Here is a 15362-nt window from a genome sequence, read left to right as displayed (position 1 = left end):
TTATTTCTGTAATGATTTTTTCAAATTTTGAATTAAATCTTCTCGGCTCTGATCTAGCTGATCCAGTGTCGCTGTTGAATGAGACGCTCGGCTTTGTTCTAAATGGTAGCGCCATGCAGGAATCAAGACTTGCTGCGCCTCTTTGAAACGATCCAGAAGACTAAAAGATAAGTGCTGGGATAATTGCATTTGTTTCATCGCAATATCATTGCTTGTTTGCAATGTCTGCAACGTATTGATCTTTTTAGAGAGCCGTTCAACAAAATGGTCTAGTATTTGCTGTTTCGTAAATTGAGGATATTCTTTTAGGAACTCATCAGCAGCCTGTATATAGGCAGCCATTTGTTCTCTTAACCCTAGGGCTTGCTGTAAACGCGATTGTGACTTTTGAATCTCGATCTGCAATCTCTGGCTTAAATGGTTCGCCTCATTGATTAAACGATCCAGATCTTTGACATACTTGACCTGCCCTGCATCATACTCAATATCAATACCTAACCATTTTTGCAGCGCATTAAAACGGCGTGTAGCCAAATATTTTTTAGATGATGACAATTGCTGAATGATTTGAGCAATCACTTCACTTAATTGTTGATTCAGTCTAGGGTCTACGCCATTTAATAAGACACTTTGCGCCTGCACTAAGTGATCTGCATAATAATTGAGACGATGAGGATCATTGAGCAAAGGCAACAGGTCATTACGCTTAATCGCTAAAATATGCTCTTGATTAGACTCAATTTGCGATAAAGGTATTAGGTCGAGCGGTAGCGTCATATCAGTTGAAAATCGTAACAACAAATAAATTTGAACATGCTTAGTTGTAGCATGTTCTCGCTATTTCGCATACTTAAATGTTGTTATGTTTTTTAAAAACGCTTGCCCTGCTATTCATGAAAAACCCTCTGAATTACAATGAATAAAGAGAGGGTTCATTCAGCCGATTAAGTCATGTTTATTCATCATTGAGTGCACATTCAAAATTATTAGGACTCTGTTTACAACGCACCTTTTTCAAGAAGTTCATCATCTTGGGATCATAAATTCCAGCTTTGGTTAAAGCGATACGAGCTTCTCGCATCATTTTCATATAGTTCACCTGTTCTTCTGCTGAAATATTCATCCAGTATTTTGCAGGAATTTCCTTTTCATATTTGGCAATAATATTAAAGGTACGTCCCAATTGCCCTGCCACCCATTCACGTGATTTCTGCCCGAATCCTTCGGGAAATTTATCTTTTCGAATAATAAAGTTTGCCGAGATTTGTGTCAGTGGAAATTTTACAATTCCGCCTTTATCTCCCAACCCCTTATACAATTCAAATGGTTTGTAGGCGACGATTGGTGCAGGCACGATATCAATTTGATGATTATTAAACTTTGCTCCAGCATTGGTCACATCGACGGAGACCGCCTGGGCACCCACTTGCGCAACAAGCTTAGGTTGTGCTTCATCATAAGCAAAGACCCCTACTTTTTTACCTGCCGCCTTTGCCAGTGTATTAATACTTCGATCTACTACAAACAAATATGCAGGGCCAATCGTTCCTAAACCTGCAATTTCATAAGGCCCATTAATCATACTTTTTGCAGCTTGGGGCTTAGACAGTAACTGATAGGCAAGAATGGCGGTTTTTAAATCGGTCAATGCACCAATCGCATCTAAAGAGCCAATATATTTGTTGAACTGACGCCCACGTAAACCGCTGATGATCGCACCATCACATTGCCCAACTTTTAAATCCTCGGCAGCGACGCGTTCATCCACATAAGCTCTTAAATCAATGTCAGCACCCCACTTTTTAGCTTCGAGCGCATAATCCTTTGCCAATGCGAATGCATCACCCGACTTACCAACTGGATCAAAAACACAAACCGTCTGCTTAGCTTGAGTTGTTATTGCACATCCAAGTAGTGTTAAACCGATTAAACTATTTCTAATTATCATTTTTTTCTTCCCGATAAGATTTATTGTCTCTATCCTCCTCCATCACACCTGATTTATTTCTATTATCCTATGACATGTTTTCCATTTTTAACAGATTTGCAGTCAATTCCTCAGTAATCGGGTGCTTTCGGGTTTTAATAAAAATTTTTGTTAATGAATAGCTTAATTTCTAAGCTTGACTTGACGGTAACGCATAAGTCCCGATCACATGTGCGACAGGTTCATCGTCATCAAGCGAATATAACCAGACCTCACCCGTTACCAAAGTTTTCCCCACTTTGATTAATTTACATACCGCCCGAATATCACGGTTGCCATTGGGCTTCCGGAAGAAGTTAATGGTCATATTGGTGGTGACTGCCATCGCGACCAGACCTAAGTGCCCCATAATTGCAATATAGAGTACATAGTCGGCAACTAACATGAGCGTCGGACCTGAAACCGTTTGACCAGGCCGTAAATCCCCTGTATCGACACGATAAAGGAGTTGCGCACCTTTCGGTGTAATTTCTTCAATCACACTTTTTTTCGAGCCTGTAAATTATTTTGTGTAAGTTCCATTTTTTATAAATGATCTTTTAATCGATCATCGAACTGAATCGTAAACCAATTCATTGCTAAACGCCAATTTTGAATTGGCATCGTCCATTTCTTCGCAGCATTTGATGTTGCTAAGTAAATGACCTTCTTTACTGAGTCATCAGATGAAAAGATTTTCCTCTTCTTCGTTGAATGGCGTATTACGCTATTCAACGACTCAATCGCATTTGTTGTATAAATTGCATGACGTATTTCGGCTGGATAGCTAAAGATCGTTCGGATATTTTCCCAATTGGCCCGCCAGGATTCTCCAATTTTGGGATACTGGTGATTCCATTGATCACAGAAGATGTCTAGGGACTTTAAAGCATTTTCCTCTGTACTTGCCTGATAAATCGCTTTCAGACCCGAGGTAACAGCCTTGTAGTCTTTCCAGCTTACAAATCTCAGGCTATTGCGTACAACATGCACGATACACAGTTGAATATCAGTATGAGGGTAAACGGAGGCTATCGCGTCAGGAAAGCCTTTTAATCCATCTACACAGGCAACAAGAATATCCTGTACTCCTCGATTTTTTAGCTCTGTCATGACTGACAGCCAGAATTTGGCACCTTCTGTCTGAGCAATCCACATACCCAGTAATTCTTTTTGTCCATCCATATTGATGCCTAAAGCAAGGTATACGGACTTGTTAATCACATTGGAGTGCTGACGGACTTTGACAACAATACAGTCAAGATAGACAACAGGATAAAGGCTATCTAAGGCTCTATTTTGCCACTCAGTCACTTGCTCAATCACAGCATCGGTAACTTTGCTGATGAGAGATGCTGAGACATCGGCATCGTACATTTCTTTGAAGAAGGCTACAATTTCCTATTAGTCATTCCTTTTGCATACAGTGAGAGGATTTGGTCATCCATACTGGTGATGCGTGTTTGGTGCTTTTGATAATTTGTGGCTCAAATGAACCTTCTCGATCACGGGGAATATCTAAAGCCAGTTGTCCATCTTGAGTTGTAATGGTTTTAGAACTAAACCCATTACGGCTATTTGAGCCTTTCCTGGACTGATGCTTTTCATAACCGAGATGGTCTGAAAGTTCAGTATTGAGTGCAGTTTCAATCATGAATTTTTTAAAGACTGCTGTCATTTGGTTTAAGTCTTCTGGTGTTTTTAGACCTTTAGCCAATTCGGCAGCCATACTTTTGATTGTTGCTTCATCCATGTGAAGTACCTTTTGTAATTATCCTCTGAAGGATAAATGAAAATTAAGTACTTACACAAAATTTAGAACAGTCCCTTTTTTTCAGTGCTTGTGGAAATTCCTGCGCCAAAAATCCCTTAATTTCTTCTTTCGTTGCTGCCATGCGTTTTTCAATCCCATATATTGTGTTATTTTCACTTTAAATTCAAAAAACTATGATTTATCTTCCTGATTTGAAAGTTCATTTAGTACTTGCCAATAGCTTGGTGGCTCTGAAACATGCCCACGTTCACGCAACATCTCATGCATTCTAGGTAGTTTGAAATAAGGTACCGCTGCCATTAAATGATGTTCTTTATGATAATTAACATGAATTGGAGCAACCAAAGCACGTGCAATATAGCCTGCTTTAGTCGTACGAGTATTGCTCAAGGCACTATGACTACTTGGCATCCCTGCATGTTCTGCCATAGAACGCACCCTTAAGAATAATGGAAACGGGGTTAAATAGGCCAATACCCAAAGCGCATAAAGTTTAGGATGACCTGTCGCCCATAAGGCTGAAAATAAAGCCGCATTGGTTGCAATTGCACCCCCACTATTTTTTAAGAATGCTTTGGGATAATCCGTCCAATGTCGCCCTTCCTGCGAAATCCAGCGACGATCATTCGAGACCGTCCATTCCATTTTCTCAACATCCATCAATACACGCCCAACCGCAAATTTGAACCCCGTTACACCAGACAAATCACGCATAAATTTACGCATTAGGGACTTTTTAGTGGTTGGGAATCCTGTTACAAGGGAAAGGTCTGGATCATCCTCTGTTGAAGTTTTACTGTGATGGCGCATATGATGCTTTCGATATTTATGCAAATCGTTCCAGATCGGGCGAGCACAAAGCCAATCGGTTAAGGTGTCATTCAGCCATTTGGTTTTAAATAAACTTTGATGGGAGGCATCATGCATAATGATTGCAAGAGCTAACTGACGGCCTGCCAAAATCACCAAAGCGGCAATACACATCAGTAACTTGCCCCAAGCAGGTAAATATTCCCAAGAGCTTGCAACCGCAGCAAAAGTTCCACCAATCACCGCCCAAGTTGAAAATACAGCCCAACTGCCATGCAGGTCTGATTTGCTCGTAAGCTCAGTAATTTCTTCCCGACTAAATAGGTCGCTAATCGCCACACGTGTATTCATATTCCTTCCCTCTATGTGTTCTATTTTTCTAAAACTACACAATTTATATTTTTATTTTAAATTAAGTAATATTTCTGTCAATCTATTAAAATTAAATTACATGTAATATTTGTAATTAATATTTACTCAATTTGACCCTCATAGAATTTTCGCCAAGCCTCTAAACCAGTCTGATCCAATTGTTGTACACTTTGTGCAAATTGCTCGCGAAGCTGTACGTCCACAAAACTTTCAGGCAGCAAAGGATCATTCATCAACAGTGAAATGGTCTGTCGTCCCAGTAGTAACGACTCTCGAGCAGCTTCTTCTAAACTCAGTTGATGAACTGTCGATAGCCAAGTTTGAATCATATGGTTATATTTTTCATAGTTTTGATTTAAATTCTGTGTGGCCCACAATTTTGGAATTCGATCCACAGTCATGGTATCGAAATGGCTAATTTGGCAAATTTTTGCGCTGGCCTCTAAACCAGACACCTGCAATTCAGCAAAAAGCTGCTCAAAAGAAATTACTAAATTATCAGGACGAATATAGATCCCTTGTTCCAACTCTTTAAAGCCAAAGTGCTTTAAGGCCCGCTCCCGACGATTCAATGCAGTTCGATCAACCCGTCCTAACTCACCCGTAAAAACAGCCAGATAATGTTGATTCCACACTTTCGTTTGTTTGGTGCCATGCTTACGGTTCAGCATCACATTGGCCCATTCATGTGACTGAAGGGTAAATTGATAGGTTCCACGTTCAATGGCCTCGATTACCCCATCGCCAGATAAACGCGTAACCGCAACACGAATACTATTTTCACTAATCTCAAATAGCCTTGCTGCAACAATAATTTGCTTAATGGAAATCGCTCGCCCCTGAAGACCTAACAATAAATCAATAATTAAGTCTCGAGCATTCATTTTCGCTATTATCATGTCGCAGTAGAACCAGTATTCACATAGAAAATATTTAAATAAGAGAAGGGATTTTAACTGAGAATCTCCCTTTTCGCATTTGCCAAAAGGGAGATATTTTTATTTTTTATAGGAACACAAACAATAAGATAATACCGAGCACGATACGGTACCAAGCAAACACACGTAAAGTATGGCGTTCAACAAACTTCACCAGTGCACTCACCACCAACAGCGCTGAAAAAAATGCTGCCACAAAACCAACGCCAATATTCAACATGTTGTCTTGCGTCAATACATCCGCATTACGCGCTAAGTCAAAGACTGCTGCACCCAACATGGTTGGCATGGCCAAGAAGAAGGAAAACTCAGTTGCTGCCTTACGAGACAAGCCAGCAAACATTCCACCCACAATGGTTGCACCTGAACGAGATGTACCTGGAATCATCGCGACACATTGTGCACAACCCACCAAAAATGCTTGCTTGTAAGTGATTTTAGTCGCCTCTGTAGTTTTATGATCAAAGTTCTTGGACTCAACCCAGAAAATGATTAAACCACCAATAATCAAAGCGAATGCCACTACAAGCGGGCTAAACAAAACACTTTTGATAAAGTCAACCGCAAAAATACCAATCACAACGGCTGGAATAAAAGCGAGTAAGACACTAAAAGTAAAATGCCGCGATTCTGCATCTCCACTAAAGAAGCCTTTAACCAAGTCAAAGATCTTTTGACGGTATAGCCAGCACACAGCCAAAATTGCACCAAGCTGAATAACAACTTCAAACACACGACCGTCATCAGAATGAAAGTCAATCATATGACCAAATAAAATCAAATGACCGGTGCTTGAAATGGGTAGGAATTCGGTAAGACCCTCAATAAAACCCAAAAATAAGGCTTTTAAAATTTCAATATGTTCCATAACTTACTCAAAAGTACGTAATATAAAAATAAAAATAAATGGCAAGCTTACCCTGAAATGTTGTCATTTTATGTGACTGTCACGTAACGTTTTTACGAAAAATTCAGATGAAGATAAAAATGTCCCTTAAATAATCATCAGACTATTTTTCTTTTGCATTTGCTCGACCACTTCATGCGTATCAAAACCTAAACGCCAATATAAAAGTGCTAAAACATCGAGTTCATCCTGTGTGATAATACGGTCATTCCAGAGACATCGTTCTGCAATAGATAAAATATTCAGACGATCACGTAACAACAAACCCGAAACATCATTCAATATTTCAGCCAAATCGAGTGGCTCATCTGAAATATCAGCATAAGTTTGCATTTCATCTTCGGTCAGCAGCATTTGTAAGATACGTTCACGTACCTCTAACTGATTTGGACTATTAATCTGCTGCACATGCAATAGCGCATCAATCAAATGCACAATCTGAGATTTAATATCCTCAAAAGCCGTAGGTAAATGTACAGGCATTAAATTAAGTTCTTGCTTGACGCGTTCCAGCAACAAGGCATCAAGCAGTCCAACCTCGCCATCTTCTTGAATAATACAAGCAAGTTTGGTGAGAAACTGGCGGGCAATACTGGTCGGCATATGACCAATGTTTTTACAGGCATCATGAAAAATCTGTACATGAATACGGCCATCCAAATTCAATAAAGCATCGACAATTGCATGACTGACTGGGGCTTCTTGAGGAATAAATTCACGATATTGACGAATCATTAAAATCGCGACCATGACTTCCCGTGAACCCGTTGCGGTCTGCATTGCTCGTTGAATTAACTCTGGGCGTTTTTTATTCTTGCGGACTTCTGAGCTCAGCGGCTTAATTGCATCATTTAAAGCAAAACTAATCGGTGATAAACGTAGTAAAGGTAATGGCTGTGGTGAACTCCACGGCATTGCAATATCAGCACCCTCTTCCTCCAAGGAACGAAATAAACTGAACAAGGGCCGATTACGAAGCTTTCTTAAATTTTCTAATTGTAGGTCTTGCAACAAGGTTGGATTAAGTTCATAAATTCGGTCTTTGATACTTGGATGGATATTCATCCAACTTTGCGGACTCAATGAATTGGCGAAGCACATATGTGAAATCGATTCAGAATAAGCACTATGAATCTGAGAGCCTGAATGATGCACATAAATCCGCAACAAAGTCTGAATATTGGCATTATTGTTCATTAAACGCATGGTTTTCAGATCATTACGAAAAGTACGACCACTGAGCGTCAGATATTTAATGCAACGGGTAATCAAAATGCCTAAACTTCCAATCAGCCAAATCACCCCACCAATTGCAACAAAGATGGTCTCAAATTTATTCCGATAAGACGTAACATAAGGGTTATAACCTGCTTGCGCTAGCTTACTTCCCCACTGACTAAACGTCGTTAACCCACTATATAGAATTTTCAGCTTGGTATTTTCTACTGCTTCGCCAGATAGAATCTGGTTAAACTCATAGCTCAATAAACCATAAAGCTCAAGTTCATCCAGATTTTGTAGTGCACCCCACGTCAGAATAATTACGATATCCTGAGATCTAAATCCTGCTGTTAGTGCATTCACGCCCACTTCATCGGGGAGTACATAAACCGCAGGTGTATCAATATCAAAACTTTTGGCAATCTGTTCGACCACTTTTAATGCGGTACTTTCTTCTGGAATACTTTCATCAAAAACCAGACGCCGCGCTTTAAGCTGTTTCGCCAGTGAATGACCACCTTCACGCAAAACATACAGCTCTACGCCAACCGACCAGAACAAAACAAAAAACAGTAAAACAATAAAATACGGGCTAAGAACATGCCACCAAATCGGTTGTGAATAATCAAAAAAATGAACGACCAATCCCAAAATCAAATTGAGAATAAAGACGGTAAGTAACATCGCAAGAAGGCAAAAGCTGACTGACCATGCAATATTCTTATTTTCAATTAAATAATGGCTCATTTCTTTCAATGTAAGTTTTCCCGATTACATTGTTTCAGTTAAGGTTTTCTTAACCCCTATCATAAAATAAAAAAGCGGGAAATTCCCGCTTTTCTATGGATTAAGATGATTACTCTTCTTTAATACCAGTTAAATCGACCGATGCTGCATCGATATTCACATCAATATAACTATCTGATTTATTTTTCGCAGAATCGCTACGCTTTTGTTCAAGGTTATCAAGGTAGGCCTGATCAATACCACCAGCTACATAAACACCATCAAATACTGAACAATCGAACTCAGTTAGATCAGGAACTTTGCTGGTACGAACTGCATTTTTTAAATCTTCCAGGTCTTGGAAGATCAAACGGTCAGCACCAATAATTTCACGAATTTCTTCAACGCTACGCTCAGAAGCAATCAACTCGGCTTTTGCTGGCATATCAATACCATACACATTTGGATATTTCACCATTGGTGCAGCAGAAGCAAAGAAAACTTTCTTCGCGCCAGAGTCTCGTGCCATTTGAATGATTTCATTACAAGTTGTACCACGTACAATCGAGTCATCGACCAATAAAACGTTTTTGTCTTTAAATTCAAGCGCAACGGGATTCAGCTTTTGACGGACTGACTTTTTACGTTGTTGCTGACCCGGCATAATAAAGGTACGTCCGATATAACGGTTTTTCATAAAACCTTCACGGAATTTCACACCTAAAATATTCGCCAACTCTAAAGCAGAAGTACGACTGGTATCTGGAATTGGAATCACGACATCGATGTCGTGTTGCTCACCCCATTCTTTCAGAATCTTGTGCGCCAGCTTCTCACCCATTTTTAAACGGGCTTTGTATACTGAAATCCCGTCAATGGTTGCATCTGGACGCGCAAAGTATACATATTCAAAAATACATGGACGATATTCAGGATTTACAGCACATTGCTTGGTAAACAGTTGACCATCGCTATCAATAAAAATTGCTTCACCAGGTGCAATATCACGTTCAACTTTAAAACCAAGTGCAGTAATCGCAACTGATTCAGAAGCAATAATATACTCTACACCCTGTTCGGTCTCACGTGAACCGTAAACCAAAGGGCGGATACCATTTGGATCACGGAAACCAACCAAACCATGGCCTGTAATCATCGCGACAACACCATATGCCCCTTTACAACGCTCATGTACGCGAGAAACGGTGTGGAAAATATCTTCTGGTGTTGGATTTAAAGTACCGATCTTCTGTAACTCATGCGCAAACACATTCAGTAAAACTTCAGAATCAGAATCTGTATTCATATGACGTAAATCTGTTTTAAACAGGTCATCATGAATTTCAGCGGCATTGGTCAGGTTACCATTGTGCGCAAGGGTAATACCGTAGGGAGAGTTTACATAAAATGGTTGTGCTTCGGCACTGCTTGATGAACCTGCCGTAGGATAACGAACATGTCCGATCCCATAGTTTCCAAGTAATGCACGCATATGACGCGTATGGAATACATCACGTACCATACCGTTATCTTTGCGGAGGAATAAACGCCCTTGATGGCAGGTTACGATCCCTGCAGCATCCTGTCCTCGATGTTGCAGCATCGTTAAGGCATCAAATAACATTTGGTTCACTGGTGATTTACCGGCTATCCCAACAACTCCACACATAGCAACCTCGCGACAAGCTAGCGATTAATAAAAAGGGTTTTTCGTCGAATGATCAGAACGTTCATTGACTGAAGCTCGTTCTGATTCGTCCATTTCTTTCGAAGGGCGATGTAATAACGCCCCCTCAGATGTCATTTGATTTAAAGCTTGATTTGCTGCATCTTTGGACAATTCAGTTGCCAAAGGCGCATAAGGTAATAGAATCTGTACAAATTTAGACTGTTTCCAGTGCGGCGAGCTCTCAACCCAAGGTCCTAAACCTTGCATTGCAATGAGGACAATTAAAAGTCCTTTTAACGAACCAAAAGCACCACCTGCTAAACGATTTAATGGGCCCAATTTCAAACTTTTCAAGAGGCCATTCAGTAAGGCAGACACAATCCATGTACAGACCACAATGATCAATACAATAAAGGCAAAAGCCGCAATTTTCTGTACAACAGGATCTTGGCTTAAACTGCTCATCGCAGGTGCCAATACAACGGCGTACTTTGCCCCAACGATCAATGCGAATATCCATCCGATCAAGTTCGCAAAGGCTTTTATAAATCCTTGACGCAAACCGTTCAGCCCTCCAATGAGCAAGATGACCAGAATAATGATATCAAGTGTATTCATTTCACACTGTCATCGCATCAATACAGTCTTTGACCAGTGTTGGGCCTGTATAAATCAGTCCGCTATAAACTTGTACCAGACGCGCACCTGCTTGTTGTTTCGCGACAGCCTGTTGTCCAGCTAAAATGCCACCAACGCCAATCAATGGGATTTGTCCTGCCAATACTTCAGCAAATTGACGTAAGCACTCGGTACTCTTTTCAAAAACTGGGGCGCCAGACAAACCACCTGCCTCATTGCCATTTGGCAAGTTTTCCACACCTTCACGACCTAAGGTGGTATTGGTCACAATCAAACCATCAATTTTGAATTGCAATAATTGTGCTGCAATAAATTGAATATCTTCAGGAGTTAAATCTGGTGCAACTTTAAGGACGAGAGGAACATAATGATTATATTGATCTGCCAGTTCGAGCTGGCGATCTTTTAAAGTGTGCAACAATTCTGTGAGCGCATCACCACTTTGTAAACTACGTAAATTCTTGGTGTTTGGTGATGAAATATTAACCGTAATATACGACGCGTAATTATAAACTTTTTCCAAGCAAATCAGATAGTCGGATACTGCATCTTCAACAGGTGTATCCGCATTTTTGCCAATATTGATGCCCAAAACACCTTTAAATTTCGACGCTTTGACATTCTCAATTAGCTTATCAACCCCATCATTATTAAAGCCCATACGGTTAATAATCGCTTTTGCTTGTGGGATACGGAATAAACGCGGTTGAGGGTTACCTGCCTGTGGACGCGGTGTAATGGTTCCAATTTCAATAAAACCAAAACCTAATGCCGCTAAAGCGTCAATATGTGCACCATTTTTATCTAGTCCAGCAGCAAGACCGACAGGGTTTGGAAACTCAATGCCCATACATGTCACAGGTTTTGCAGCAACTTTCTGATGCATAAAGCCCAGTTTATGCGCTTTATCTAGCATAGAAAGTGTAAGTTCATGTGCACGCTCTGGCGCTAAAGTAAACAACAAAGGGCGAGCCAATGAATATAACATACCAATCACAGTCTACTGATTTTCAAGTAAACGTATTATAGGCATAGGCGTACCAAAACGCCATGCCTGACATAGGGTTTTTAATTGCTTACTGTACTGTTGCAGTTAATTTAATCTGATTATTATTTGAGACCAGATCCATTTTTTGAATACTGATGCCTGCTTGTGACAATTGCATCAAAAAGTTAGCCAATACCGCATAGTTCTGATGTTCAGCAACCAACTGGATCTGCTCGCCATTTTGTTGTGAAGAAACAGCCAGACCTTGTTGTTGTGCGGTACGCTGGATTTTATCTGCCGCCGTTAACCCTTGCTCATTGGCAGGCTTCATGGTTGCTGCATTGCTCTGCATCCACACGGTAATATCTTTTAGATCATTCAAACGTTTCTGTTGCTTGTCTGCCAAAACATGCATTTGCCATAAAGATGAACCAATGGCGGCCACAACCACAAAAATGGTGGTGACAATCACCATCACCCGTTCACGGGCAGATAAGCTTTGTAGATATTCATTTAATGCTTCAACCTTCTGATCGAAGCTGTTCTGTAATCGAGTTAATGCTTTCATTATTTTACTTTCACCACCCCAATTGCACCGACACTATCTGCCTGTACATTGCCTAATTCAGCTTGAAAACCTTGTTGGTTCAATTGCTGTGTTAAGCCTTGTAAATCATCCGCAGATTTTGCTTTAAGCGACATAGCCAAGGTCGAGGCATCATAACTCACTTGTTGCGCTACGATCTGTTTTTGCATCAAGATTGGACCAACACGGCTCAAAAGTAACAACGCTTGCGTATCACCAAGTTGGCTCATACGCAGTTGTGCTTCAAACGAGCTTTTCAGATTTTGTTCAGTCACACGACCACTTTCACCAAACCAAGCTTTATATTGTTCAATCGCTTGAGCCGAGGTTTGATCAGCCACTTTTTTCAACTTCGACCAACGCAAAGCATCATAGCCAAGCTGTACAACAATTACAGCCAACAGGACTGCTGCGGCAGCTTTCCAATAACCTGACCATTGCGTTTCTGCATTTTTTGCTTTGGGTAAAACATTAAACGGATGCTGTTTAGGTCTTAACAACGGTTCAAATTGATAACTAAATTCAGTGCGTTGATCTTTAGTAGATATAGTCGCTAGGCTCTCTAACTGAGCAGCATTCAAATTCGCAAATTTATACTGGGTTTCGGCTGTCTGAAACTCGAGATATAGCGCCAGATCATCAATTGAGTTCCCAGACCATGTATTTTCTCTTACCAATAAATGATCATATAGATTGAGCAGCACCACCTGATTCGGTTCAGGCTCAGCTACGATCAAAAAATCTGGTAAAAATGCGGCAATCTGAATCGGTAAAAGACTGAGTGCATGTTGCCAAGTTTCAATCGATGATTGTGCAACCCCCAGAATATTGAGCTGATCATTTTGAAAATGATGAACCACTTTCATTTGATCAATCGGCAAGGTCACAAATTCTTCCAAGAGGTATTTAACACCCTCCTGTCCCAATTGTTTGTAATGCACTTTACTCATCGGTTGTTGTAATAATTGCGCATTGCGGCTTGGAAAATAAACCACAGCCTCTTTTCCATGATGCTCTTGCAAGTCCTGAATCAACTGTTCAAGGCTCGGTGCCTGCAACCAACTTTCCCCTGCCGACCAATACCATGTTCCATTGGTTTCGGGCATCCATAAATACAGCATCGGTGTTCAGTACCCTTATCCTATTGCGGATATATAAAAATTATAATGTTGGTGTAAAACGATTCTTTTGCGTCGACAAACCATTTGCGATCACAGCTTGATCATAAATACGAGCTTCTGCCAATGCAAATGGATTAAAGCCTTCATGTGTCAATTGTTCTTCAATATGTGCCACAACATTCATATGACACACCACTGCAATCGACTCATAGGGTAATTTGGATAACCATTCAATCGCATCTTTAGCATCATCATCGGGTTTAATCTTATCGCAAATTAAAACTGGGATACCGTAAAAATATGCTTTGATATGCGCCAAAGTTTCCTGAGCACGCAATAAAGGACTCACCACAAAAATTTCTGGCTGGATAATATCTTTTAAAAACTGGCCTGTTTGCTCAGCTTGTTGATGCCCCCGTGGCGTGAGCGGGCGTTGCATATCGTTTCCATTAATAGCTGGAGACGCTTCACCGTGACGAACTAAAGTTAACTGCATAAAACGACCTTATTTGTTATTCCTATAGCATAACCATGATTGATGACAGTTTTTTGATTAGACTTCATGATGCGGCAAAACAAATTCCACATCACTGCGATGACCATTCTTCATCAAAGATAATGCAATGGTCATTGGTGGCGCGCCTTCAAAAATCACTTCATATAGCGCATTGGTAATCGGCATATACACATCCAGTTCTTCGGCTTTGGTTCGTACTTGCACGATGGTATTAATACCTTCCGCAGTCTGACCTAATTCCTTGGTTGCCTGATCCAGTGTTTTACCCGAACCCAATGCAAAACCAATTTGATAGTTACGACTTAACGGGCTGTTACAGGTTGCGAACAAATCCCCCACACCCGACAAGCCCAAGAAGGTCAAGGGATTAGCACCCTGCTTGACCGCAAAACGACTCATTTCAGCCAAAGCACGGGTTAAAATCATGCTCTTGGTATTTTCACCAATCTTATAAGCACCACCCATGCCCATGGCAACGGCATAGATATTTTTTAATGCGCCACCCAATTCAACACCATGCACATCATCACTGCCAAATACACGGAACAAGGCACTATGCAAAGCATGTTGCACGGCATAACGTACTAGTTCCGATTCACTGGCAATAACCGTGCCAGATGGCATACCTGCCATGATTTCTTTGGCAAGGTTTGGACCAGATAGTACGCCATAAGGGACTTCTGGTAATTCGGCACGAATAATTTCGCTCATAAAACTAAAGGTTTTTGCTTCAATCCCTTTGGTCAACGAAACGACTGCTTGTGAGCTAATAAACGGCGCAATCTGTTTTAATACATCACGGAAAGAGTGACTTGGGATCGCAACCAGAATAATGTCACGATCACGTACTGCAAGTTCCAGATCAGCAACCGCACGCAAACCCACCTCTAATGGATAATCAGGTAAATAGCGTTTATTAATATGGGTTTGATTAATTTCTTCGGCAACAGCAGCATCACGAATCCAGATCATGGTATCGCAGCCATTTCTAGTCGCTAAATTTGCCATCGCCGTACCAAAACTGCCACCGCCCAAGACGGTCATTCTCAATGCTGTTTTCTGATCTACGGCAACTGGCTCAACCAGATCGCTAAAATTTAACTCTGACATTTTTTATCCTGAAACGAA

At 40.7% G+C, this 15362-nt stretch carries 14 protein-coding genes and 2 pseudogenes; all 16 read right to left on the bottom strand.

Annotated elements, in window-relative coordinates; genetic code table 11:
- Entirely contained in the window at nucleotides 1-777 is a 777-nt protein-coding gene (locus tag NQU59_RS10920; RefSeq protein ID WP_005240932.1) for a hypothetical protein, read from the bottom strand.
- A 178-nt stretch (nucleotides 778-955) separates the two neighbouring features.
- A complete protein-coding gene (locus NQU59_RS10915) occupies nucleotides 956-1948 on the bottom strand; it encodes a putative solute-binding protein (RefSeq protein WP_257063421.1) in 993 nt (330 codons plus the stop codon).
- A 169-nt stretch (nucleotides 1949-2117) separates the two neighbouring features.
- Entirely contained in the window at nucleotides 2118-2468 is a 351-nt protein-coding gene (locus NQU59_RS10910) for a PaaI family thioesterase (RefSeq protein ID WP_257063420.1), read from the bottom strand.
- 44 nt (nucleotides 2469-2512) lie between these two features.
- A pseudogene (locus tag NQU59_RS10905) lies at nucleotides 2513-3719 on the bottom strand (IS256-like element ISAba26 family transposase).
- A gap of 76 nt (nucleotides 3720-3795) precedes the next feature.
- Nucleotides 3796-3861: pseudogene (locus tag NQU59_RS18765) on the bottom strand (thioesterase); the annotation flags it as partial.
- 50 nt (nucleotides 3862-3911) lie between these two features.
- Nucleotides 3912-4901 carry a fatty acid desaturase family protein gene (locus NQU59_RS10900; RefSeq protein WP_257063418.1) on the bottom strand — a complete coding sequence of 330 codons (990 nt, stop codon included), beginning with the start codon at nucleotides 4899-4901 and terminating at the stop codon, nucleotides 3912-3914.
- Nucleotides 4902-5023: 122 nt separating this feature from the next.
- The gene (locus NQU59_RS10895; protein WP_005240927.1) at nucleotides 5024-5821 is read right to left on the bottom strand and encodes a PaaX family transcriptional regulator C-terminal domain-containing protein; all 798 of its coding nucleotides are present in this window, start codon (nucleotides 5819-5821) and stop codon (nucleotides 5024-5026) included.
- Nucleotides 5822-5927: 106 nt separating this feature from the next.
- Nucleotides 5928-6728: an undecaprenyl-diphosphate phosphatase gene (locus tag NQU59_RS10890; RefSeq protein ID WP_005271215.1), complete on the bottom strand. Its 801-nt coding sequence runs from the start codon at nucleotides 6726-6728 to the stop codon at nucleotides 5928-5930.
- A gap of 126 nt (nucleotides 6729-6854) precedes the next feature.
- Nucleotides 6855-8744 carry a M48 family metalloprotease gene (locus NQU59_RS10885; protein WP_026040172.1) on the bottom strand — a complete coding sequence of 630 codons (1890 nt, stop codon included), beginning with the start codon at nucleotides 8742-8744 and terminating at the stop codon, nucleotides 6855-6857.
- Between the two features lie 100 nt (nucleotides 8745-8844).
- The gene (gene purF / locus NQU59_RS10880; protein WP_005240922.1) at nucleotides 8845-10383 is read right to left on the bottom strand and encodes an amidophosphoribosyltransferase; all 1539 of its coding nucleotides are present in this window, start codon (nucleotides 10381-10383) and stop codon (nucleotides 8845-8847) included.
- Between the two features lie 24 nt (nucleotides 10384-10407).
- Complete coding sequence (locus NQU59_RS10875; protein WP_005240920.1) at nucleotides 10408-11001, bottom strand: CvpA family protein; 594 nt, start codon at nucleotides 10999-11001, stop codon at nucleotides 10408-10410.
- Between the two features lies 1 nt (nucleotide 11002).
- Nucleotides 11003-12010 (bottom strand): quinone-dependent dihydroorotate dehydrogenase, encoded by a 1008-nt coding sequence (locus NQU59_RS10870; RefSeq protein WP_005240919.1) that lies wholly within the window; start codon nucleotides 12008-12010, stop codon nucleotides 11003-11005.
- Between the two features lie 88 nt (nucleotides 12011-12098).
- On the bottom strand, nucleotides 12099-12578 hold the full coding sequence (locus tag NQU59_RS10865) for a type II secretion system protein M (protein ID WP_257063410.1): 480 nt from the start codon (nucleotides 12576-12578) through the stop codon (nucleotides 12099-12101).
- Nucleotides 12578-13717 carry a type II secretion system protein GspL gene (gene gspL, locus NQU59_RS10860; RefSeq protein WP_257063408.1) on the bottom strand — a complete coding sequence of 380 codons (1140 nt, stop codon included), beginning with the start codon at nucleotides 13715-13717 and terminating at the stop codon, nucleotides 12578-12580. The genes NQU59_RS10865 and gspL overlap by 1 nt, the downstream gene beginning before the upstream one ends.
- A gap of 40 nt (nucleotides 13718-13757) precedes the next feature.
- Entirely contained in the window at nucleotides 13758-14213 is a 456-nt protein-coding gene (locus NQU59_RS10855) for a SixA phosphatase family protein (protein WP_005240912.1), read from the bottom strand.
- Nucleotides 14214-14270: 57 nt separating this feature from the next.
- Complete coding sequence (locus tag NQU59_RS10850) at nucleotides 14271-15344, bottom strand: NAD(P)H-dependent glycerol-3-phosphate dehydrogenase (RefSeq protein ID WP_257063406.1); 1074 nt, start codon at nucleotides 15342-15344, stop codon at nucleotides 14271-14273.
- Between the last annotated feature and the right edge of the window lie 18 nt (nucleotides 15345-15362).

This window comes from Acinetobacter colistiniresistens, from assembly GCF_024582815.1.
Taxonomy (GTDB): Bacteria; Pseudomonadota; Gammaproteobacteria; order Pseudomonadales; family Moraxellaceae; genus Acinetobacter.
This window is presented reverse-complemented; position numbering and strand designations above follow the sequence as displayed.